A 21,062-nucleotide genomic window follows, 5' to 3' on the forward strand; every position below is an offset into this window, starting at 1 on the left:
ATATCCCTTTGGATCCAATGCCCTGGCAAACCATCACGCTGCTCCCAGAAGCGGCGGATAAACCCGTGACCACATGATGAGGTGCACCTATGTCTGATCAAGATCAGGACAACCCGCGGCGTGACTTTTTACGCAAATCCTTGACCTTGATCCCGGTGGTCACGGTTGCCAGCACTGGCCTTGGCGGCTCGATGTTGATGGCCACACCGGAGCCGGTGCAGGCCGCTCCCGCCAAAACGCCCGCCAGCGACAAAGCCTACGAGCCGAGTTACTTCACGGCCGAAGAGTGGGCGTTTATCAACGCTGCCGTCGCCCGCCTGATTCCCGCGGATGCCCAAGGCCCAGGCGCCCTGGAAGCCGGCGCGCCGGAATACATCGACCGCCAGATGAACACGCCGTATGCCGCTGGCGCGCTGTGGTTCATGCAAGGCCCGTTCAACGCCGATGCGGCGCCAGAGATGGGCTGGCAGAGCAAATTGGTGCCCAAAGACATCTATCGCCTGGGCATTGCCGCCACGGATGCCTGGTCGAAGGCGTTCAACGGTAAAGCTTTTGCTGCGCAAGACAGCGCTACCCAGGATGACATGCTGCGGCGTATGGAAGCGGGCGGCGGCGAGATGACCGCGCATTTCGAGGCAGTGCCGGCGAAGATGTTTTTCAACCTGTTACTGCAAAACACCAAGGAAGGCTTCTTCTGCGACCCGATCCACGGTGGCAACAAAGGCATGGTCGGCTGGACCATGATCGGCTTCCCCGGCGCCCGCGCCGATTTCATGGACTGGGTTGAACGCAACGAGCAATACCCCTTCCCGGCTGTTTCCATTCGCGGCGAGAGGGCATAAACGTGGCGACCATCATGAAGAAAGTGGACGCGGTGATCGTGGGTTTCGGCTGGACCGGCGCGATCATGGCCAAGGAGCTGACGGAAGCTGGCCTCAACGTGGTAGCGCTGGAGCGCGGCCCGATGCAGGACACCTACCCGGACGGCAACTATCCCCAGGTCATCGACGAACTGACCTACAGCGTGCGTAAAAAACTCTTTCAGGACATCTCCAAGGAGACGGTGACCATTCGCCATAGCGTGAATGATGTTGCCCTGCCCAACCGTCAGTTGGGTGCGTTTTTGCCGGGCAATGGCGTGGGTGGTGCGGGCCTGCACTGGTCGGGCGTGCATTTTCGCGTCGACCCTATCGAGTTGCGCATGCGCAGCCACTATGAAGAGCGCTACGGCAAGAACTTCATCCCCAAGGACATGACCATCCAGGACTTCGGCGTGAGCTATGAAGAGCTGGAGCCGTTTTTCGACTACGCCGAAAAAGTCTTCGGCACCTCCGGCCAAGCCTGGACCGTAAAAGGCCAGTTGGTGGGTGAAGGCCGTGGCGGCAACCCGTATGCGCCGGATCGCTCCAACCCGTTCCCGCTGGAATCGCAGAAAAACACCGTGTCTGCGCAGTTGTTTCAGAAAGCGGCTACCGACGTCGGCTACAAACCCTACAACCTGCCATCGGCCAATACGTCGGGGCCGTACACCAACCCCTACGGCGCGCAGATGGGGCCGTGCAACTTCTGCGGTTTCTGCAGTGGCTACGTGTGCTACATGTACTCCAAGGCCTCGCCGAACGTAAACATCCTGCCGGCGCTGCGTCAGGTGCCGAACTTTGAGCTGCGGGCCAATTCCCATGTGCTCAAGGTCAACCTCGACAGCACCAAGAGCAAGGCCACCGGCGTGACCTATATCGACGCCCAGGGCCGCGAGTGTGAGCAGCCGGCGGACCTGGTGATCATCGCCTCCTTCCAGTTCAACAACGTGCGCCTCATGTTGCTCTCGGGCATCGGCAAACCCTACGACCCGATTACCAATGAGGGCGTGGTGGGCCGCAACTTTGCCTACCAGAACATGGGCACCATCAAGGCCTTCTTCGACAAGGACACCCACACCAACAACTTCATCGGTGCGGGCGGCAATGGCGTGGCCATCGATGACTTCAACGCGGACAACTTCGACCACGGCCCGCACGGCTTTGTGGGCGGCTCGCCGATGTGGGTCAACCAGGCTGGCAGCCGGCCGATTGCCGGTACGTCCAACCCGCCGGGCACGCCGGCGTGGGGCAGCGCCTGGAAGCGTGCCACCGCCGACTACTACACCCACCAAGTGTCGATGGACTCCCATGGTGCGCATCAATCCTACCGGAGCAACTACCTGGATCTGGACCCGGTTTACCGCGACTCCTACGGCCTGCCGCTGCTGCGGATGACGTTCGACTGGCAGGAAAACGACATCAAGATGAACCGCTTCATGATGGAGAAAATGGGCAAGGTCGCCGCGGCGATGAACCCCAAGGCCATTGCTGTGCTGGGCAAAAAAGTCGGTGAGCAATTCAACACCGCGTCCTACCAGACCACCCACCTCAATGGCGGCGCGATCATGGGCACCGACCCGAAAACCAGTGCGTTGAACCGTTACCTGCAAAGCTGGGATGTACACAACGTGTTTGTTCCGGGCGCATCGGCTTTCCCACAAGGCTTGGGCTACAACCCTACCGGCCTGGTGGCAGCGCTGGCCTATTGGTCGGCGCGGGCGATCCGCGAGCAGTACCTGAAAAACCCCGGCCCACTGGTTCAGGCATAAGGAGCGATGACCATGAAAGCACTTGTTATCGCCAGTTTTGCCCTGTTCAGCAGCTGCTCGGTGAGCGCTGCCGAAACCGATTTGGTCAAGCAGGGCGAATACCTGGCCCGTGCCGGTGACTGCGTGGCCTGCCACACCGCGAAGGGTGGCAAACCCTTCGCCGGTGGGCTGCCGATGGAAACCCCGATCGGCGTGATCTATTCCACCAACATCACCCCGGACAAAACCGGCCTGGGCGACTACAGCTTCGAAGACTTCGACAAGGCCGTGCGCCATGGCGTCGCCAAGAACGGTAGTACGCTTTACCCGGCGATGCCGTATCCGTCCTACGCGCGTGTCAGCGACAGTGACATGCAGGCGTTGTATGCGTATTTCATGAAGGGCGTGGAGCCCGTCGCCCAGGAGAACAAGGACAGCGATATTCCCTGGCCCTTGAGCATGCGTTGGCCGTTGGCGGCGTGGCGCTGGATGTTCGCGCCGGCGGTCGAGGCGCATCAGGCGCAAGCCGCCACCGACCCGGTGGTCGCTCGCGGTGCCTATCTGGTTGAAGGCCTCGGCCATTGTGGCGCCTGCCACACCCCGCGTGCCCTTACCATGCAGGAAAAAGCCCTTAGCGCTACTGACGGCAACGCGTTCCTGTCTGGCAGTGCGCCGCTGGAAGGCTGGATCGCGAAAAGCCTGCGCGGCGACCACAAGGACGGCCTTGGCAGTTGGAGCGAGGAGCAACTGGTGCAATTCCTCAAGACCGGCCGCAGTGACCGCAGTGCAGTGTTCGGCGGCATGAGTGATGTGGTGGTGCACAGCATGCAGTACATGTCCCAGGACGACCTCACCGCGATTGCGCGATACCTCAAGAGCCTGCCGGCGGTGGACCCGAAGGACCAGCCGCATCAGTACGACAAGCAGGTGGCCGAGGCGCTGTGGAAAGGTGACGACAGCAAGCCGGGCGCGTCGGTGTATATCGACAACTGCGCGGCGTGCCACCGTACCGACGGCCATGGCTACACGCGGGTGTTCCCGGCGCTGGCGGGTAACCCGGTGTTGCAGACGGCGGACGCCACCTCGTTGATCAACATCGTATTGAACGGCGGCACCTTGCCAGCCACCCACACGGCGCCGTCGACTTTCACCATGCCGGCGTTCGCGTGGCGCCTGTCGGACCAGGAAGTCGCGGATGTGGTCAGTTTCGTCCGTGGCAGCTGGGGCAATAAAGGCGCGCCAGTCAAAGCCAGTGACGTGGCAGACCTGCGCAAGAGCGATATGCGCACCACATCGGGTGACGATTTGGGGCAGGTAACGCAAAAGCACTGATCTTGCCCTGGCCGCCAAACGGCACTGGTCAGAAACCTCGCGCCTCGATACTGTATATAAAAACAGTATCGAGGCGTTTTCATGACTACTGCGCTGCCGCCCCGTGGCCGGGGCACGGCCACTAACCTGCACAACCGCTTTGCGCCGACCGTCAGCGTGGCCGAAGACGACGGCTGGTTCCAGGAAGTGCCACCGACCCAGGGCACCGAAGTGCGTATCGAAACGGCCAAGAGCATCATCACCCGCAACAACTCGCCGGATTTGCCGTTCGACCGCTCCATCAACCCCTATCGCGGCTGCGAACATGGCTGCATCTACTGCTATGCGCGGCCCAGCCATGCCTATTGGGACCTGTCGCCAGGGCTGGATTTCGAAACCAAACTGATTGCCAAGACCAACGCCGCCGACGTGCTGGAGCAACAGCTGTCGAAGCCAGGTTATGTCTGCGCACCGATCAACCTGGGCTCCAATACCGACCCGTACCAGCCTATCGAACGCGACTACACAATCACCCGGCAAACCCTCGAAGTGCTGCTGCGCTATCGGCACCCGGTAACCATCATCACCAAGGGTTCGCTGATCTTGCGCGACCTCGACCTGCTCACCGAGTTGGCGCGTCAGCGGCTGGTGGCGGTAATGATCAGCCTCACCAGCCTGGACGACGAACTCAAGCGTATCCTGGAGCCGCGCACGGCGGCGCCCAAGGCGCGGTTACGGGCGATTCGGGTGATGCGCGAGGCGGGTATCCCGGTGGGCGTGCTGTGCTCGCCAATGATCCCGATGATCAACGACAGCGAGCTGGAAAGCCTGCTGACCGAGGCCCACGCCGCCGGTGCGCAGAGCGCCGCCTACATGATGTTGCGCTTGCCCTTGGAAGTGGCGCCACTGTTCGAGGAGTGGCTGGCGGCGCATTACCCGCAGCGCGCGGCCCATGTGATGAGCCTGGTGCGCCAGGTGCGCGGTGGTGAGGTGTACGACAGCCGCTTCGGTGTGCGCATGCGTGGCGAGGGGCCGTTTGCTGATTTGTTGGCGCAGCGTTTCAACAAAGCGATCAAGCGGCTGGGGCTGAATCGACGGGAAGGGTTTAATCTGGATTGCACGGCGTTTTGCCCGCCGGGCAGGCAGATGGCATTGTTGTAAACTGAACAGAACGAAGGCGCCATTGCTGTGGAAATAGTCGCGTTTTGATATCACTGAAACCCTCGTTCTAGAGCGGTTCATTCAGTTTGAGTTAAGTTTCGCCGGTTACCTTGTTCAGCGAGTGACTGGTGAGTCGACGCCTTGGTTTGTTTAGTTTTTCAACTTTTCCGATAGCCAGACGTCGAACTGACCTGAACACTCCCCTGCATTAATAAAGAGGATGAATCATGAGTGACAAGGATAAACAGCCGTTGGCTGCGTCGGCTTCAGCCACTCAGGTGGCGGAGTCTGCCGATGCAGCGTTAAAGCACATCGTTGACGGCTTTTTGCATTTCCATCACGACGTCTTCCCGCAGCAGGAAGAACTCTTCAAGAAACTCGCCACGGCCCAGAGCCCACGGGCGATGTTTATTACGTGCGCTGATTCGCGCATCGTCCCCGAGCTGATCACCCAAAGCTCCCCCGGCGATTTGTTCGTGACGCGTAACGTCGGCAACGTGGTGCCGCCCTACGGCCAGATGAACGGCGGGGTTTCCACCGCCATCGAGTACGCGGTACTCGCCCTGGGCGTACAGCACATCATCGTGTGCGGGCACTCCGATTGCGGCGCCATGCGCGCGGTACTCAACCCCGACAGCCTGGAAAAGATGCCGACGGTACGGGCCTGGTTGCGTCACGCCGAAGTCGCCAAGTCCATGGTCGAAGACAATTGCGACTGCGCCAACGAAGGCGAGAGCATGAAGGTGCTGACCGAAGAAAACGTCATCGCTCAATTGCAGCATTTGCGTACCCACCCTTCCGTGGCTTCGCGCATGGCCAATGGTCATTTGTTTATCCATGGTTGGATCTACAACATCGAGACCAGCGAAATCCGCGCTTACGATGCGGACCAGGCGGCATTCAGACCGCTGAACGGCACCGAGCCGATTCCTTGCGCGACGCCTAGAGCGCGCTTCTAAAACACTTCCCTGCCGGGTCAAGCGGTGGCTGCCATGGACGCAGCCAGGCTTTACCGCGCCCGGCGAATCCCTCGGGAGAGCCATCATGCGTGCTGCTCAATTGAAAGCTGTATTGCCACGGGAGCTGCTGGCCTCGGTGGTTGTGTTTCTGGTCGCCCTGCCCTTGTGCATGGGCATCGCGATTGCGTCCGGCATGCCGCCGGCCAAGGGGCTGATCACCGGGATAATCGGTGGCCTGGTAGTGGGTTGGCTGGCGGGCTCGCCGCTGCAGGTCAGTGGCCCGGCGGCGGGGCTGGCGGTGTTGGTGTTCGAGTTGGTGCGCCAGCACGGGATGATGATGCTCGGGCCGATTCTGTTGCTGGCGGGTTTCCTGCAACTGGTGGCCGGGCGTTTGCGCCTGGGCTGCTGGTTCCGGGTCACGGCTCCGGCGGTGGTGTACGGCATGCTGGCGGGTATCGGCGTATTGATTGTGCTGTCGCAGGTGCATGTGATGCTCGACGGCGCGCCTAAACCTTCGGGGTTGGATAACCTGGCGGGCTTCCCGGCGGCCATGGCCGAAGCGATCCCGACGCTGGGCGGCGGTCTTGGTTGGCAGGCTGGTTTGCTGGGCCTGTCGACCATGCTGGTGATGTACTGCTGGGATAAATTCCGGCCGCAAACATTGCGCTTCGTACCGGGCGCGTTGTTGGGTGTGGGCCTGGCGACGGTGACCAGCCTGGTGCTGGCGTTGCAGGTCAAGCGCGTGGAGGTGCCGGAAAACCTCGCCGACGCCATCGACTGGCTGCGCCCCAGCGACCTGCTGAACCTGGCTGATCCGCAACTGCTGATCGCCGCCTTCGCCGTGGCGTTTATTGCCAGCGCCGAAACCCTGCTTTCTGCGGCAGCGGTCGATCGAATGCACAGCGGCCAGCGCTCCGATTTCGACAAGGAATTGTCAGCTCAAGGCGTGGGCAACATGCTCTGTGGTTTGGTTGGCGCCTTGCCGATGACCGGCGTAATCGTGCGCAGCTCGGCCAACGTGCAGGCCGGCGCTACTACGCGTCTGTCGGCGATGTTCCATGGTGTGTGGCTGCTGGGCTTTGTGTTGCTGCTGTCGAGCGTGCTGCAAAGCATTCCGGTGGCGAGTTTGGCGGGCGTGCTGGTGTACACCGGGATCAAGCTGGTGGACGTCAAAGCCTTTCGCGCGCTGGGCCGTTATGGGCGGATGCCGATGTTTACCTACGCCGCTACGGCACTGGCAATCATCTTCACCGACCTGCTGACCGGCGTATTGGTGGGCTTTGGGCTCACGTTGCTGAAGCTCGCGTTTAAAGCTTCGCGATTGAAAGTCAGCCTGATCGATTTGCCCCAGGACGGTGAGATGGAGCTGCGATTGACCGGTGCCGCGACCTTCCTGAAAGTGCCTGCGCTGACTCAGGTGCTGTCGACGGTGCCTGCGGGGACCACCTTGCATGTGCCGCTGAGCAACCTGAGCTACATCGACCATTCGTGTCTGGAGTTGCTGGAAGAATGGGGCCGGGCCAATGCGGCCAAGGGCTCGACGCTGGTGATCGAGGCGCGGGGGTTGAAGCGTAGGCTCGAAGGCCGAGTGCGGACGACGGTGGGGATAGGTTCGGCGCCCGTCTGAACACCACAAAAATTGTGGGAGCCGGGCTTGCCCGCGATGGCGGTGGGTCAGCCAGCTAATGTGCTGACTGACACTCCGCCATCGCGGGCAAGCCCGGCTCCCACAGTGGTTCTATGTTCACTCGGAAAATCAGGCTGGCTGATCCAGCGATAACTCAACGCCCAGCTGCCGCGACAGGCACGGCCAGCGCTTCCACGCCGCTTCCGTTTGCGGGCTTTTCAGCTGTTCGCGATACGCCTCGACCGACTCCAGCGCAAAGCTCTCCTCGTTGAGCATTTCATCTACCGCCAAGTGCACGGCTTCATCCAACTGATTGGCAAATGTTTCACCAATCAGTTGATGGGCAATCAAGTTAGCCACAGTGGTATCCGCCGGAATCAATGGCTGGCCGAAATGCTTGATATACAGGTCGTTGACCTCTTCAACCAAGCGGTGAGCCAGGTAGGCCTCATCCAGCAAGCCGTCCAGGCCTTCATGGCCGGCCAGGATCGCAGGCGGCTGCAGGAAGAAATGCTCGGCGATTTTCAACACCGGTTTGATCTGGCTTTCGATACCGGCTTCGCGGGCCACATCGTTGGCGGCTTCGAGCAAGTCCGGAACCAGTTCGATGTAGGCGGTGACAAAGCGGGTCATGACAATGTTGCGATCACCGTCAGCCAGGGAGATGGCCGAATGCAGGTGCGGCAATTGTTTTTCCAGTTGCTGGGCAAGCTGGCCCGTAGTGGCTTCGTGTTGATGGGCACGGAAAATCTGCTCGCGCAATGCGGCGGTGTTCATGAAGGCTCCAGTGAAACAGGCGTAGGAAAAGGGAGAGGATAAGGTAGCTCGTTTATACGAGCGCCTAAGACGCATTTGTCATAATTATTTCATGGTTATGCGTGTGCGTTATATCGAAATGCCATCGTTCGTCGGATAAACGTTTGCGCGCCCGGTTTTATTGGGTCCGCCCGTCTGTTTTTGCTCATTTGCCCCTACACATTGCGGGGTCGCCCCGGCTGTCTATACTCGGATTTGTACGCAATTAGCTGATGACGCCCAACTGCATGACGCAGGCAAGGCTTGGCGGTTGTAAGCAGTATGGAAGCCGCTCCCTTCGCCGCAGGTGCAAACCGGCGGGATAACAAGAAACATAAAGGGGAACCCGCAATGACGCGACATCCACACGTTTGGATGGGCCTACTGTTGTGGTCAGTATTCGGCCAGGCGCAAGCCGCCTGGACAACGAATATGGCGCCAGGGGCTACTGAAGTCAGTCACGCCGTGTTTGACCTGCACATGACCATTTTCTGGATCTGTGTGGTGATCGGCATCGTCGTGTTTGGCGCGATGTTCTGGTCGATGATCCTGCACCGCCGGTCTACGGGCCAGGTGGCGGCCAAGTTCCACGAGAGCACCACCGTGGAAATTCTCTGGACCGTAGTGCCCTTGCTGATCCTGGTGGCCATGGCCATTCCGGCGACCAAAACCCTGATCAATATCTACGACAGCAGTGAGTCGGATATCGATATCCAGGTCACCGGCTATCAGTGGAAGTGGCACTACAAATACCTGGGCCAGGACGTGGAGTTCTTCAGCAACCTGGCCACGCCCGCCGAGCAGATCCATAACCAGGCCACCAAGGGCGAGCACTACTTGCTCGAAGTCGACCAGCCGCTGGTGCTGCCGGTGGGCGCCAAGGTGCGCTTTCTGGTGACGGCCGCCGACGTGATCCACTCCTGGTGGGTGCCGGCCTTTGCGGTCAAGCGCGATGCGATCCCCGGCTTCGTCAACGAGGCCTGGACCCGTGTCGAGAAGCCCGGTATCTACCGTGGCCAGTGCGCCGAGCTGTGCGGTAAGGATCACGGCTTCATGCCGATTGTGGTCGAGGTCAAATCCAAGGCCGACTACGACAACTGGCTGGGCGAGCGCAAGGCAGAGGCCGCCAAGCTCAAGGAGCTGACGTCCAAAGAGTGGACGCTGGACGAGCTGGTGGCCCGTGGCGACAAGGTTTACCACACCACCTGCGTGGCCTGTCACCAGGCCGAAGGCCAGGGCTTGCCGCCGATGTTCCCGGCGCTCAAAGGCTCGCCAATTGCCACCGGCGCCAAAGAAGACCACCTGCACCGCGTGTACTTCGGCAAGCCCGGCACCGCCATGGCGGCGTTCGGCAAACAGCTGTCGGAAGTCGATATCGCCGCCGTGGTCACCTACGAGCGCAACGCCTGGGGCAACAACAAAGGCGACATGGTCACGCCCAAAGACGTGCTGGCTCTGAAACAGGCGGAAAGCAAATGACGGCCTCAACTGCGTATGCCCTGAACCGCACAGCCCATTCCTTTGCAGGAGAACGGCCATGAGCACTGTGATCGACCATGGTCATGCGGACCATGCCCACGGCCCCGCCAAAGGCTTGATGCGCTGGGTGCTGACCACCAACCACAAAGACATCGGCACCATGTACCTGTGGTTCGCCTTCACCATGTTTCTGCTCGGCGGTTCGTTCGCCATGGTGATCCGCGCCGAGTTGTTCCAGCCAGGCCTGCAAATCGTGCAGCCGGCGTTCTTCAACCAGATGACCACCATGCACGGCCTGATCATGGTGTTTGGCGCGGTGATGCCGGCGTTTGTCGGCCTGGCCAACTGGATGATCCCGCTGATGATCGGCGCGCCGGACATGGCCTTGCCGCGCATGAACAACTTCAGTTTCTGGCTGCTGCCGGCAGCGTTCCTGCTGCTGGTCTCGACGCTGTTCACGCCGGGCGGCGGGCCGAATTTCGGCTGGACCTTCTACGCCCCACTCTCCACCACCTACGCGCCGGAAAGCGTGACGTTCTTCATCTTTGCCATTCACCTGATGGGCATCAGCTCGATCATGGGCGCGATCAACGTGGTCGCCACCATTCTCAACCTGCGCGCGCCTGGCATGACCTTGATGAAAATGCCGCTGTTCGTATGGACCTGGCTGATTACCGCCTTCCTGCTCATCGCGGTGATGCCGGTGCTGGCTGGTTGCGTGACCATGATGTTGATGGACATCCACTTCGGCACCAGCTTCTTCAGTGCGGCCGGTGGCGGTGACCCGGTGCTGTTCCAGCATGTGTTCTGGTTTTTCGGCCACCCCGAGGTGTACATCATGATCCTGCCGGCGTTTGGCGCCGTCAGCTCGATCATCCCGACCTTCTCGCGCAAGCCGCTGTTCGGCTACACCTCGATGGTCTACGCCACGGCGAGCATCGCGTTTCTGTCGTTTATCGTGTGGGCGCACCACATGTTCGTGGTGGGTATTCCGCTGGTGGGCGAGCTGTTCTTCATGTACGCCACGCTGCTGATCGCGGTGCCCACGGGCGTGAAGGTGTTCAACTGGGTGAGCACCATGTGGCAAGGCTCGCTGACTTTCGAGACACCGATGTTGTTTGCCGTGGCTTTTGTGATTCTGTTCACCATTGGCGGTTTCTCCGGGCTGATGCTGGCAATTGCCCCGGCGGACTTCCAGTACCACGACACCTACTTTGTGGTGGCGCACTTCCATTACGTATTGGTGCCCGGGGCGATCTTCGGCATCTTCGCCTCGGCCTACTACTGGCTGCCGAAATGGACCGGCCACATGTACGACGAAACCCTGGGCAAGCTGCACTTCTGGCTGTCCTTTGTGGGCATGAACATGGCGTTCTTCCCGATGCACTTTGTCGGCCTGGCGGGCATGCCGCGCCGGGTGCCGGACTACAACCTGCAGTTCGCCGACTTCAACATGGTCTCCTCGATTGGCGCGTTCATGTTTGGCGCCACGCAGATCTTCTTCCTGTTTATCGTGATCAAGTGCATCCGTGGCGGCCCGCCGGCGCCGGCCAAGCCGTGGGATGGCGCCGAAGGCCTGGAATGGAGCATCCCCTCGCCTGCGCCGTATCACACGTTTACGACGCCGCCGGAGGTCAAGTGAACGCCTTGATGCAGGTCGACTCGGTCTCCTGTGGGAGCTGGCTTGCCTGCGATAGCGGTGTGTCAGGCACAGAATGTATTGCCTGCCAGGGCCTCATCGCAGGCAAGCCAGCTCCCACAGAAAAACCAGAAGCGGGTGAGCGCCATGCTTGAGTCCGTCCCCATCAAGCGCCTGGTCACCCGCCTGCTGATCCTGGTCGTGGCCATGTTCGCCTTCGGCTTTGCCCTGGTGCCGATCTACGACGTGATGTGCAAGGCGTTTGGCATCAACGGCAAGACCGCCGGGCAGTACGAAGGCGAGCAGGTGGTGGACCCTACGCGCCAGGTGCGCGTGCAGTTCATGTCCACCAATGCCATCGACATGGTCTGGGAATTCCACTCCAAAGCCGATGAGGTCGTGGTCAACCCTGGCGCTGTCACCGAGATGCTGTTCGTGGCCTACAACCCCACAGATAAACCCATGACCGCCCAGGCCGTACCGAGTATTTCCCCGGCCGAAGCGGCGATGTATTTCCACAAGACCGAGTGTTTTTGCTTCACCCAGCAAGTGCTGCAGCCAGGTCAGCGCATAGAAATGCCCGTGCGCTTTATCGTCGATCGCGCCATGCCCAAGGATGTGAAGCATTTGACCCTGGCATACACGCTGTTTGACATCACTGCGCGCCAACCGCCGGTGGCCGTCCATACCGGCGGCTAGCTACTGTTTGCCCCCTCAATCAGGAGAGCGAATACATGTCGTCTCATGATACGTACTACGTACCAGCGCAAAGCAAATGGCCAATAATTGCTACGTTTGGCATGTTGATCACGGTGTACGGCCTGGCCGTGTGGTTCAACGACCTCAAAGCGGCGCGCCCGGAATCCCACGGCCCGTGGATCTTTTTCGTCGGCGGGCTGTTGCTGGCCTACATGCTGTTCGGCTGGTTCGGCGCGGTGATCAAGGAAAGCCGCGCGGGTTTGTACAGCCCGCAGATGGATCGCTCATTTCGCTGGGGCATGACTTGGTTCATCTTTTCCGAGGTGATGTTCTTTATCGCGTTCTTCGGCGCGCTGTTTTATGTGCGGCATATGTCCGCGCCATGGCTGGCGGGCGAAGGCTCCAAGGGCGTCGCGCACATGCTGTGGCCGAACTTCGAATTTGCCTGGCCGTTGCTCAACAACCCTGACCCGAAAATGTACCCGCCGCCCGAAGGCACCATCAGCCCGTGGGGCTTGCCGCTGGTCAATACGATCTTGCTGGTCAGCTCCAGCGTGACCATCACCATTGCCCACCACGCGTTGCGCAAGGGCCATCGCGGCGCGCTGAAAATCTGGCTGGCGCTCACGGTGCTGCTGGGTTGGGCCTTTTTGGGCTTTCAGGCCGAGGAGTACATGCACGCTTACAAAGAGCTGGGCCTGACCCTTGGCTCGGGCGTGTACGGCGCGACGTTCTTCATGCTCACCGGCTTTCACGGCGCCCACGTGACCATCGGCACCATCATTCTGTTCGTGATGCTGATGCGCATCCTCAAGGGGCACTTCAACGCCGAGCACCAGTTCGGTTTTGAGGCGGCCAGTTGGTACTGGCACTTTGTGGATGTGGTGTGGATCGGCCTGTTTTTCTTCGTTTATGTGCTGTGAGGCGTTTTACCACGGTGCATGAGAGACCAGCTGGCCGCTGAAAAAGCCCCAGGCGATCAAGCCCACGGTGATCGCGGCCAGTACAACACGCACGGTCAAGGCAGTGACGAGGCGGTTGGAGTTGCCCTCGTCCTTGACCAGAAAGAACAAGCCACTGAACAGGCTCACGACAGTCGCGATCAGCATCAGGGCAATGGTTGCTTTGAGCATGGTCAGGTTCCATTCGGATGGGCGGGCAATGAAAAGGCGGGCAATGAAAACAAGTATAGCCAGCGCCATAAAAGACTTTCGCCCAGGGCTCGCTCCCACGCTGGTGGTGCTTGTGCTGCTGCCGTTGATGGTTGGGCTGGGGTTCTGGCAATTGGCTCGCGGGCATGAAAAACAGCTGCTGGTGGACAGCTATGCCGAACGGCGTGTGGCTGAGCCGCTCAGCAGCGTGCAACTTGATGGCATGGCCGACCCGGCCTTCCGCCGCGTGCGGCTGCGCGGTCAGTTCGATGCTGAGCACAGCGTGCTGCTCGACAACCGCATGCGCGACGGCAAGGCCGGTGTTGAACTCCTGCAGCCCTTTCACGACCAGGCCAGCGGCGAATGGCTGCTACTCAATCGCGGCTGGTTGCCGTGGCCGGACCGGCGCACGCCGCCCGTGTTCACCACGCCTGAACAACCTCTGAATCTGGATGCCTGGGTGTACATCGCGCCCGGCGAAACCTTCCAACTGCACGCCGACCCCGCCACCACGCAATGGCCGCGCTTGCTGACTGCGTTGCATCCCGCCGCGCTCTGGGCGGAGTTGGGCCGCAGCGGTTTCGCCTATGAGTTGCGCGCCGAACCTGGCCCCGGCACCTACGACACTACCTGGCCGGTGGTCGCCATGGGCCCGGAAAAACACTTGGGCTACGCCGTGCAGTGGTTCGCCATGGCACTGGCGTTGCTGGCGCTTTACCTCTACCTCGGATGGCATAACAAAAAGGAGAAACTCCATGGGAGCGGCCATGAATCCACCCAGCACGTCTGAGGCGCCCGACCGGCGCAAAGGCCGCTGGCAGCTGATTCTGATCCTGATGATGGTGATCGGCCCAATGGCGCTGGCCACCTTTATGTACAAGTTGCAGTTCTGGGTGCCCGACAGCCGCAGTTACCACGGCGAGATGATCGGCAACGGCCAGACCCGCGCCGACATCGGCGTGCAGGCCGATGAAGATCGCTGGCAACTGTTGGTTACCGCGCCCACCGCCTGCGCCGCTGAGTGCCAGCAACTGGTGTATCTGGCGCGCCAGCTGCAAATCAGCCTGGGCCGCGATGCCTCTCGCGCCAGCCATGCCCTGGCCAGCGCGCAGCCGATGAGCACGGATTACGACGCCAAGCTCAAGGCCGAATACCCACAACTGCAGCGCTACCCGCTGGATCTGACTACCTTCAGTAAAAACGCGGCCGCGCCGGGTGAGGCGCAACTGTGGATCGTCGACCCGCACGGCAACCTGGTGCTGCGCTACGACGCCAAGGTCAAGGGCAAGGACCTGCTCAACGACCTGCGCCTGCTGCTGAAACTGTCGAACATCGGATAAGGGCATCGTCATGGCCAAACCTGGATTTCGCCTCGCGTTGTTTGCCACCTTGCTGGCGCTGCTGGTCGTGCTGCTCGGCGCCTACACGCGCCTGACCCACGCTGGCCTCGGCTGCCCGGACTGGCCGGGCTGCTACGGGTTTATCAGCGTGCCGCAAAGCGAAGCCCAGCTGGCGCATGCCGAGCTGCATTTTCCCGATACGCCGGTAGAAGCCGACAAGGGCTGGGCCGAGATGACCCATCGCTACTTCGCCGGCACCTTGGGCTTGCTGATCGTGCTGCTGGCGGCGCGCTCGTGGAGCCATCGGCGTGATCCGGGGCAGCCAGTGAAACTGCCGCTGTTTGTGTTGGCGGTGGTGTTTGCCCAGGCGGCGTTCGGTATGTGGACGGTGACGCTGAAGTTGTGGCCGCAAGTGGTCACGGGGCATTTGCTTGGCGGCTTTGCAACCTTGAGCCTGCTGTTTCTGCTCACCTTGCGACTGTCCGGCGTGTTGCCCGCTTTGATCGTGCCCAAGCGCCTGCAATATTGGGCCACGGCGGGCCTGGTGCTGGTGATCGGGCAGATCGCGCTGGGCGGTTGGGTCAGTTCAAACTACGCGGCGGTGGCCTGTGTCGACCTGCCGACGTGTCATGGCGAGTGGTGGCCGGCGGCGGACTTTGCCAACGGGTTTCACCTCACCCAGCATATCGGCCCCAATTACCTCGGCGGCCAGCTCGACAGTGAGGCGCGCACGGCCATCCACCTGACCCATCGCATCGGCGCGGTGCTGGTGACGCTGGTGCTGCTGGGGCTGGCCTGGCAATTGCGCGCCGTGGGCATGACGCGGCTGTCGGGCCTGCTGCTGATCGCCCTCGCGGCGCAAATCTGCCTGGGCGTGAGCAATGTGGCGTTCGGCTTGCCGCTGCCGGTGGCGGTCGGGCACAACGCCGGTGGGGCGGGGTTATTGCTGACGCTGGTGCTGGTCAACTACCACGCCCGTACCAGCCTGGTCCGGGTGCGCAATCAGTTGCCGTTTGGCTGGCGTTTTATCCCGCGCAAACACGTATCGGGTCTCATCACCCTAAAAGGAGAAATGCCATGGCGACCTTGATCGGCGCGCGTCACGATCAGGCGATCTGGCGGGACTATTTGGAGCTGACCAAGCCGAAAGTGGTGGTGCTGATGCTCATCACCTCCTTGGTGGGCATGTTCCTCGCGACCCGCGCCGGGGTGCCGTGGACGGTGCTGGTGTTCGGCAATTTGGGCATTGCCCTGTGCGCCGGAGGTGCGGCGGCGGTCAACCATGTGGTGGATCGGCGCATTGATGCGGTGATGGCGCGCACGCATAAACGGCCCTTGGCAGAAGGGCGCGTGTCACCCGTGGCGGCATTGGCGTTTGCATTGTTTCTGGCTATTGCAGGTTTGGCCTTGTTGCTGGCGTTCACCAACCCGTTGGCGGCCTGGCTCACGTTGGCCTCATTGCTGGGTTACGCGGTGATCTACACCGGTTTTCTCAAGCGTGCCACGCCACAAAATATCGTGATCGGCGGCCTGGCCGGTGCGGCGCCGCCGCTGCTCGGCTGGGTCGCGGTTACCGGGCATGTCAGCGCCGAGCCGCTGCTGCTGGTGCTGATCATCTTCGCCTGGACCCCGCCGCACTTCTGGGCCCTGGCCATTCACCGCAAAGAGGAATACGCCAAGGCCGATATCCCGATGCTGCCGGTCACCCACGGCGAGCACTACACCAAGGTGCATATCCTGCTCTACACCTTCGCCCTGCTGGCGGTGAGCTTCATGCCCTATGTGATCCATATGAGCGGCCTGCTGTACCTGGCGTGTGCGCTGGTATTGGGCGGGCGCTTTCTGCAATGGGCCTGGGTGCTGTACCGTGGCAGCAAGCCGCACGCGGCGATCAACACCTTCAAGTACTCTATCTGGTACTTGCTGCTGCTGTTTATCGCGCTGCTCGTCGACCACTACCTATTGTTGAACCTATGACTCGAACTCAAAAAACCGTCTTTATCCTGGTGGCCATCGTCGCGTTGATCATGGGCCTGACCGTTAACAAAGTGCTCAGCGGCAAAGGCCAGGGCGACCCTACCGCACTGATCGACGCTGGCATTATCCTGCTGCCGCAAAGCCGCCAGCTGCCGCCGGTGACCATGACCAATCAGGACGGCCAGCCGGTGGTGGTCAACGAGTTGAAAGGCAAATGGAGCCTGCTGTTCTTCGGTTACACCTTCTGCCCCGACATCTGCCCGACCACCCTCGCGCAACTGCGCCAGATCAAGAGCGAGCTGCCTAAAGAGGCGGTGGATAAGTTGCAGGTGATCCTGGTCAGCGTTGACCCGAACCGCGACACGCCGACCCAGCTCAAGCAGTACCTGGGCTACTTCGACCCGCAATTCGAAGGCCTGACCGGCGCGAATGTAGCGGATGTGCAGAAGGTCTCGAATGCGGTGAGCATTCCGTTTATTCCGGCCGATACCAGCAAACCCAACTACACCGTGGACCACAGCGGCAACCTGGCGCTGATCGGCCCGGACGGCACGCAGCGTGGGTTTATTCGTGCGCCGTTGAATAATCAAAAGCTGGTGGCGCAGTTGCCGGGTTTGCTACAGCGCAAGTAGGCCAATCACCAAGCTAACCAACAACACAAATAACCTGTGGGAGCTGGCTTGCCTGCGATAGCGGTGGGCCTGCTTGCATCTCAGTTGCTGACCCACCGCCATCGCAGGCAAGCCAGCTCCCACAGTGGTTTTGTGCAAGGTTTGAACAGGGTGTCGTCGGAGATTTCCCACGTGTTGTCGCGCTGTGCGTGAACTTGTTGGACGGTCTTGGGGTGGCTAGTCTTTGGCCTGTCGCTGCAAATTCAGTGACAGGGCGTAGGAACCCTTTTATGTACCCTTGGCGTCATAGCGCCACCGTCTGATTGCGGCGTTTTTTTTGTGCCCGTACTATCAGTCGCGGCGGCTATGCGCGGGCACGTTTCGACGTGGCTGAGATCCCTGGGTACTCGGTTCCTACCCCGCGTATGGCTGCCACCCATGCCCGTAGGAAGGCTGTTGGCAGCTCCTGTTCATACCCGGAGTTGTCCCAATGCAATCACTTACCCCTGATCCACCGATCACACCCAAAGTCTTCACCCGCCACCATCACCAGCTGCACGCTGTGTTGATAGACAACCAGCCATGGTTCAGCGCCTGCGACATCGGCCACCTGATGGGCCTGCACCTGAACCCTGCGCTACTGCGCAAGCTCGATCCCGACCAACAACACACCCTGGCGCTGATCACTCATGGCCACTGTGCGCCGACGTTGATGGTCAGTGAGTCTGGCGTCTACGCGCTGCTTATCTACCACTACTACCCGGAGAATCGGTGCCTGCGCCAATGGTTGACCCATGAGGTGGTGCCAGCCCTGCGCTGATAGCAAAAGCCACACAAAGCTGGTGGCTGAGTTGCCGGTTTTACTCCAGCGCAAATGATCGTTCCCACGCTCTGCGTGGGAATGCCTCCTGTGACGCTCTGCGTCGCGGCCTCAGAAGCGGGACGCAGAGCGTCCCGGGCTGCATTCCCACGCGGAGCGTGGGAACGATCACAACACAAAACAAATGTGGGAGCTGGCTTGCCTGCGATAGCGGCAGGCCAGTCAACATCTTCGGCGACTGACACTCTGCTATCGCGGGCAAGCCCGCTCCCACATTAGGTTTACGGTGTAGCTCTGGATCAGAACGCCGGCAGAATCGCGCCTTTGTACTTCTCAAGAATGAACGCTTTCACTTCTGGCGTGTGCAGGGCTGCAACCAGCTTCTTCACCGCGTCCGAATCCTTGTTGTCGTCGCGGGTCACCAGGATGTTCACGTAAGGCGAGTCGTTGCCTTCGATCACCAGCGCATCCTTGGATGGGTCCAGCTTGGCTTCCAGGGCGTAGTTGGTGTTGATCAGCGCCAGGTCGACCTGGGTCAGCACGCGCGGCAGGGTGGCGGCTTCCAGTTCGCGGAATTTCAGGTTTTTTGGGTTGCCGCTGATGTCCTTGATGGTCGACAGGATGTTGGTCGGGTCCTTCAGGGTTATCAGGTTGTGCTTGGCCAGCAGCAGCAGGGCGCGACCGCCGTTGGTGGCGTCGTTCGGGATCACGACGTTGGCGCCGCTTGGCAGGTCTTCCAGCTTTTTGTACTTGCTGGAGTAGGCGCCCAGTGGCTCCAGGTGTACCGCGGCAACGCTTACCAGGTGAGTGCCCTTGGTTTTGTTGAACTCATCCAGGTACGGCTGGTGCTGGAAGAAGTTGGCGTCCAGGCGTTTTTCAGCCACTTGTACGTTCGGCTGCACGTAGTCGGTGAAGACTTTGACCTGCAAATTAACGCCTTCTTTGGCGAGTGCAGGCTTCACGAATTCGAGGATTTCCGCGTGGGGCACCGGCGATGCAGCGACTGTAATAGTCTCGGCAGCGTGGGCAGAAAACGCGGCAACGGCGGCGAAAGCAACCAGTAGTTTTTTCATCCAACAAGCTCCTTGTTCGGGCATGTGCCGGCGGGGGCCGGCAATGGCCGTTATTTTCGAGAGTAGTGTGTCACCAGCTTATCGCCGATGGTTTGCAGAATCTGTACCAGCACAATCAACATCACCACGGTGACGACCATCACGTCGTCCTGGAAACGTTGGTAACCATAGCGGATCGCCAGGTCGCCCAGCCCGCCAGCACCCACGACGCCTGCCATGGCGGTGTAACCCACCAGAGCAATAGCGGTGACGGTGATGGCCGCAATGATGCCGGGTTTAGCCTCGGGCAGCAGTGCCTTGGTGATGATCTGCCGAGTGGTGGCGCCCATGGCTTGAGTCGCCTCGATGATGCCGCGATCCACCTCGCGCAATGCGGTTTCCACCAGGCGCGCGAAGAACGTCGAAGCGCCCACCACCAAAGGTGGAATCGCGCCGGCCACACCGAGCGAAGTGCCGGTGATAAAGATCGTCGTAGGGATCATCACAATCAGCAGAATGATAAACGGCAGAGAGCGTATGGCGTTGACGATAAATGCCAGCACGCCATAGGTGGCTTTCTGCTCGAGCAACTGACGTGGGCTGAACAGAAACAGCAGAACGCCCAGCGGCAAGCCAACCAGTACGGTGAACACCAGCGAGGTGCTGAGCATCAGCATGGTGTCGCCGGTGGCAACCCAGATGTCGGCCCAGTCAACTTTGTCGAAGTAATGCAGTAACACGTCCATTAACGCAGGACCTCCATATGCACATCGGCTGCGGTAAAGCGGGCGAAGGCCGCTTCCATGTCACCGCCGGTGATGGCCAGGGTCAGTTGCCCGTAGGGTGTATCTTTGATGTGGTCGATGCGACCGGCAAGGATGCTGTAGTCCACTCCCGTTTCGCGGGCGACGGTCCCCAGCAATGGCGCGTAGGTCGCTTCGCCCTGGAACGTCAGGCGCACGATGCGGCCCGGTACATGGGCAAACACATCACGCTGCTCGCCTTCATCGACTTGCTCGGCTTCTTGCACAAAGCGCTTGGTGGTCGGGTGCTTGGGGTGCAGGAACACCTCGGCCACCGAGCCTTGCTCGACGATCACGCCGGCGTCCATCACGGCGACCTGGTCGCACACGCGGCGGATCACGTCCATTTCATGGGTGATCAGCACGATGGTCAGCTTCAACTCGCGGTTGATCTCGGCCAACAATTTGAGCACCGAGGCGGTGGTCTGCGGGTCGAGGGCGCTGGTGGCTTCGTCGCACAGCAGAATTTTTGGCTTGGTCGCCAGGGCGCGGGCGATGCCGACGCGCTGCTTCTGGCCGCCGGACAACTGCGCCGGGTACTTCTTGGCATGGTCCGACAGGCCCACGCGGGCGAGCAGTTCAGCCACGCGCAGGTCGATGTCTTTACGCGACAATTCGCCGGCCAGGGTCAGCGGCAATGCCACGTTGTCGGCAACGGTCTTGGACGCCAGCAGGTTGAAGTGCTGGAAGATCATCCCCACTTGCTGGCGAAAACGGCGCAGGCCGTTGGCGTCCAGGGCGGTGACTTCCTCACCGTCGACGTTGATCTGACCGCCGCTTGGCTGCTCCAGGCGATTGATCAGGCGCAGCAGGGTACTTTTGCCCGCACCGGAGTGGCCAATCAGGCCGAACACCTGGCCGTTTTCGACGCGCAGGCTGGTGGGGTGCAGGGCGGGGATTTCCTTACCGGCGACGCGGTAGGTTTTATGGACGTTATGAAACTCGATCACGTAGCGAACCTTGTGGGGCGCATTGAAAAGGGATCAGCGGTTAGCCGGGCGCGCATTTTAGCCTGTCCGTATAGCGTTTC

The 21,062-nt window shown here is 60.8% G+C and carries 20 protein-coding genes and 1 pseudogene; 16 read left to right on the forward strand and 5 right to left on the reverse strand.

What is annotated here, in order from left to right:
- The first annotated feature begins 89 nt into the window (after positions 1 to 89).
- The 6 genes from HU759_RS01180 (at position 90) to HU759_RS01205 (ending at position 7,666) form a co-directional block, all read left to right on the forward strand.
- Positions 90 to 842, forward strand: a complete 753-nt coding sequence (locus HU759_RS01180; RefSeq protein WP_017137910.1) for a gluconate 2-dehydrogenase subunit 3 family protein — start codon at positions 90 to 92, stop codon at positions 840 to 842.
- A gap of 2 nt (positions 843 to 844) precedes the next feature.
- On the forward strand, positions 845 to 2,629 hold the full coding sequence (locus HU759_RS01185) for a GMC family oxidoreductase (protein WP_017137909.1): 1,785 nt from the start codon (positions 845 to 847) through the stop codon (positions 2,627 to 2,629).
- A gap of 12 nt (positions 2,630 to 2,641) precedes the next feature.
- The gene (locus HU759_RS01190; RefSeq protein WP_026013769.1) at positions 2,642 to 3,940 is read left to right on the forward strand and encodes a cytochrome c; all 1,299 of its coding nucleotides are present in this window, start codon (positions 2,642 to 2,644) and stop codon (positions 3,938 to 3,940) included.
- Between the two features lie 81 nt (positions 3,941 to 4,021).
- Positions 4,022 to 5,080: a PA0069 family radical SAM protein gene (locus HU759_RS01195; protein WP_068934074.1), complete on the forward strand. Its 1,059-nt coding sequence runs from the start codon at positions 4,022 to 4,024 to the stop codon at positions 5,078 to 5,080.
- A 227-nt stretch (positions 5,081 to 5,307) separates the two neighbouring features.
- A complete protein-coding gene (locus HU759_RS01200) occupies positions 5,308 to 6,039 on the forward strand; it encodes a carbonic anhydrase (protein ID WP_017137905.1) in 732 nt (243 codons plus the stop codon).
- Between the two features lie 85 nt (positions 6,040 to 6,124).
- Complete coding sequence (locus HU759_RS01205) at positions 6,125 to 7,666, forward strand: SulP family inorganic anion transporter (RefSeq protein ID WP_170040735.1); 1,542 nt, start codon at positions 6,125 to 6,127, stop codon at positions 7,664 to 7,666.
- Between the two features lie 129 nt (positions 7,667 to 7,795).
- On the opposite strand, the gene HU759_RS01210 is transcribed toward HU759_RS01205, so the two are convergent.
- A complete protein-coding gene (locus HU759_RS01210; RefSeq protein WP_017137903.1) occupies positions 7,796 to 8,443 on the reverse strand; it encodes a hypothetical protein in 648 nt (215 codons plus the stop codon).
- 369 nt (positions 8,444 to 8,812) lie between these two features.
- On the opposite strand from HU759_RS01210, the gene coxB reads away from it, so the two are divergent.
- The 4 genes from coxB to HU759_RS01230 all read left to right on the forward strand — a co-directional run bounded on the left by coxB (position 8,813) and on the right by HU759_RS01230 (position 13,201).
- Entirely contained in the window at positions 8,813 to 9,940 is a 1,128-nt protein-coding gene (gene coxB / locus HU759_RS01215; protein ID WP_186618275.1) for a cytochrome c oxidase subunit II, read from the forward strand.
- Positions 9,941 to 9,998: 58 nt separating this feature from the next.
- The gene (gene ctaD / locus HU759_RS01220; RefSeq protein ID WP_017137901.1) at positions 9,999 to 11,582 is read left to right on the forward strand and encodes a cytochrome c oxidase subunit I; all 1,584 of its coding nucleotides are present in this window, start codon (positions 9,999 to 10,001) and stop codon (positions 11,580 to 11,582) included.
- Between the two features lie 144 nt (positions 11,583 to 11,726).
- A complete protein-coding gene (locus HU759_RS01225) occupies positions 11,727 to 12,278 on the forward strand; it encodes a cytochrome c oxidase assembly protein (RefSeq protein WP_026013768.1) in 552 nt (183 codons plus the stop codon).
- Positions 12,279 to 12,313: 35 nt separating this feature from the next.
- Positions 12,314 to 13,201: a cytochrome c oxidase subunit 3 gene (locus HU759_RS01230; protein ID WP_017137899.1), complete on the forward strand. Its 888-nt coding sequence runs from the start codon at positions 12,314 to 12,316 to the stop codon at positions 13,199 to 13,201.
- A gap of 6 nt (positions 13,202 to 13,207) precedes the next feature.
- On the opposite strand, the gene HU759_RS01235 is transcribed toward HU759_RS01230, so the two are convergent.
- Positions 13,208 to 13,411 (reverse strand): twin transmembrane helix small protein, encoded by a 204-nt coding sequence (locus HU759_RS01235; RefSeq protein WP_110623938.1) that lies wholly within the window; start codon positions 13,409 to 13,411, stop codon positions 13,208 to 13,210.
- Between the two features lie 43 nt (positions 13,412 to 13,454).
- Between HU759_RS01235 and HU759_RS01240 the strand changes: the two genes are divergently transcribed.
- From HU759_RS01240 to HU759_RS01265, 6 genes and pseudogenes are all read left to right on the forward strand, one after another.
- The gene (locus tag HU759_RS01240; RefSeq protein WP_170040733.1) at positions 13,455 to 14,219 is read left to right on the forward strand and encodes an SURF1 family protein; all 765 of its coding nucleotides are present in this window, start codon (positions 13,455 to 13,457) and stop codon (positions 14,217 to 14,219) included.
- Positions 14,185 to 14,769, forward strand: coding sequence for a hypothetical protein (locus HU759_RS01245; protein ID WP_170040732.1), 585 nt, complete (start codon positions 14,185 to 14,187; stop codon positions 14,767 to 14,769). Before HU759_RS01240 ends, HU759_RS01245 begins: the two co-directional genes overlap by 35 nt.
- Before the next feature lie 10 nt (positions 14,770 to 14,779).
- On the forward strand, positions 14,780 to 15,859 hold the full coding sequence (locus tag HU759_RS01250) for a COX15/CtaA family protein (RefSeq protein ID WP_058420534.1): 1,080 nt from the start codon (positions 14,780 to 14,782) through the stop codon (positions 15,857 to 15,859).
- A complete protein-coding gene (gene cyoE, locus HU759_RS01255; protein ID WP_186618276.1) occupies positions 15,847 to 16,746 on the forward strand; it encodes a heme o synthase in 900 nt (299 codons plus the stop codon). The genes HU759_RS01250 and cyoE overlap by 13 nt, the downstream gene beginning before the upstream one ends.
- Positions 16,743 to 17,378 carry an SCO family protein gene (locus HU759_RS01260; RefSeq protein ID WP_017137893.1) on the forward strand — a complete coding sequence of 212 codons (636 nt, stop codon included), beginning with the start codon at positions 16,743 to 16,745 and terminating at the stop codon, positions 17,376 to 17,378. The genes cyoE and HU759_RS01260 overlap by 4 nt, the downstream gene beginning before the upstream one ends.
- Before the next feature lie 469 nt (positions 17,379 to 17,847).
- Positions 17,848 to 18,174, forward strand: a pseudogene (locus HU759_RS01265) (Bro-N domain-containing protein); the annotation flags it as partial.
- A gap of 302 nt (positions 18,175 to 18,476) precedes the next feature.
- Here HU759_RS01265 and HU759_RS01270 read toward each other — a convergent pair.
- Genes HU759_RS01270 through HU759_RS01280 form a run of 3 tightly spaced genes read right to left on the reverse strand, consistent with a single transcriptional unit; the run spans position 18,477 to position 20,982 of the window.
- Complete coding sequence (locus tag HU759_RS01270; protein ID WP_169987966.1) at positions 18,477 to 19,250, reverse strand: MetQ/NlpA family ABC transporter substrate-binding protein; 774 nt, start codon at positions 19,248 to 19,250, stop codon at positions 18,477 to 18,479.
- Positions 19,251 to 19,300: 50 nt separating this feature from the next.
- A complete protein-coding gene (locus tag HU759_RS01275) occupies positions 19,301 to 19,975 on the reverse strand; it encodes a methionine ABC transporter permease (RefSeq protein ID WP_017139104.1) in 675 nt (224 codons plus the stop codon).
- Entirely contained in the window at positions 19,975 to 20,982 is a 1,008-nt protein-coding gene (locus HU759_RS01280) for a methionine ABC transporter ATP-binding protein (protein ID WP_017139103.1), read from the reverse strand. The genes HU759_RS01275 and HU759_RS01280 overlap by 1 nt, the downstream gene beginning before the upstream one ends.
- Between the last annotated feature and the right edge of the window lie 80 nt (positions 20,983 to 21,062).

Origin of the sequence: Pseudomonas sp. OE 28.3, from assembly GCF_014268205.2 — a bacterium.
Taxonomy (GTDB): domain Bacteria; phylum Pseudomonadota; class Gammaproteobacteria; order Pseudomonadales; family Pseudomonadaceae; genus Aquipseudomonas; species Aquipseudomonas edaphica.

Coding starts and splice junctions, on each gene's coding strand:
- HU759_RS01180 (WP_017137910.1), top strand. CDS start 90: ATGTCTGATCAAGATCAGGACAACCCGCGGCGTGACTTTTTACGCAAA.
- HU759_RS01190 (WP_026013769.1), top strand. CDS start 2,642: ATGAAAGCACTTGTTATCGCCAGTTTTGCCCTGTTCAGCAGCTGCTCG.
- HU759_RS01195 (WP_068934074.1), top strand. CDS start 4,022: ATGACTACTGCGCTGCCGCCCCGTGGCCGGGGCACGGCCACTAACCTG.
- HU759_RS01200 (WP_017137905.1), top strand. CDS start 5,308: ATGAGTGACAAGGATAAACAGCCGTTGGCTGCGTCGGCTTCAGCCACT.
- HU759_RS01205 (WP_170040735.1), top strand. CDS start 6,125: ATGCGTGCTGCTCAATTGAAAGCTGTATTGCCACGGGAGCTGCTGGCC.
- HU759_RS01210 (WP_017137903.1), bottom strand. CDS start 8,443: ATGAACACCGCCGCATTGCGCGAGCAGATTTTCCGTGCCCATCAACAC.
- coxB (WP_186618275.1), top strand. CDS start 8,813: ATGACGCGACATCCACACGTTTGGATGGGCCTACTGTTGTGGTCAGTA.
- ctaD (WP_017137901.1), top strand. CDS start 9,999: ATGAGCACTGTGATCGACCATGGTCATGCGGACCATGCCCACGGCCCC.
- HU759_RS01225 (WP_026013768.1), top strand. CDS start 11,727: ATGCTTGAGTCCGTCCCCATCAAGCGCCTGGTCACCCGCCTGCTGATC.
- HU759_RS01230 (WP_017137899.1), top strand. CDS start 12,314: ATGTCGTCTCATGATACGTACTACGTACCAGCGCAAAGCAAATGGCCA.
- HU759_RS01235 (WP_110623938.1), bottom strand. CDS start 13,411: ATGCTCAAAGCAACCATTGCCCTGATGCTGATCGCGACTGTCGTGAGC.
- HU759_RS01240 (WP_170040733.1), top strand. CDS start 13,455: ATGAAAACAAGTATAGCCAGCGCCATAAAAGACTTTCGCCCAGGGCTC.
- HU759_RS01245 (WP_170040732.1), top strand. CDS start 14,185: ATGGGAGCGGCCATGAATCCACCCAGCACGTCTGAGGCGCCCGACCGG.
- HU759_RS01250 (WP_058420534.1), top strand. CDS start 14,780: ATGGCCAAACCTGGATTTCGCCTCGCGTTGTTTGCCACCTTGCTGGCG.
- cyoE (WP_186618276.1), top strand. CDS start 15,847: ATGGCGACCTTGATCGGCGCGCGTCACGATCAGGCGATCTGGCGGGAC.
- HU759_RS01260 (WP_017137893.1), top strand. CDS start 16,743: ATGACTCGAACTCAAAAAACCGTCTTTATCCTGGTGGCCATCGTCGCG.
- HU759_RS01270 (WP_169987966.1), bottom strand. CDS start 19,250: ATGAAAAAACTACTGGTTGCTTTCGCCGCCGTTGCCGCGTTTTCTGCC.
- HU759_RS01275 (WP_017139104.1), bottom strand. CDS start 19,975: ATGGACGTGTTACTGCATTACTTCGACAAAGTTGACTGGGCCGACATC.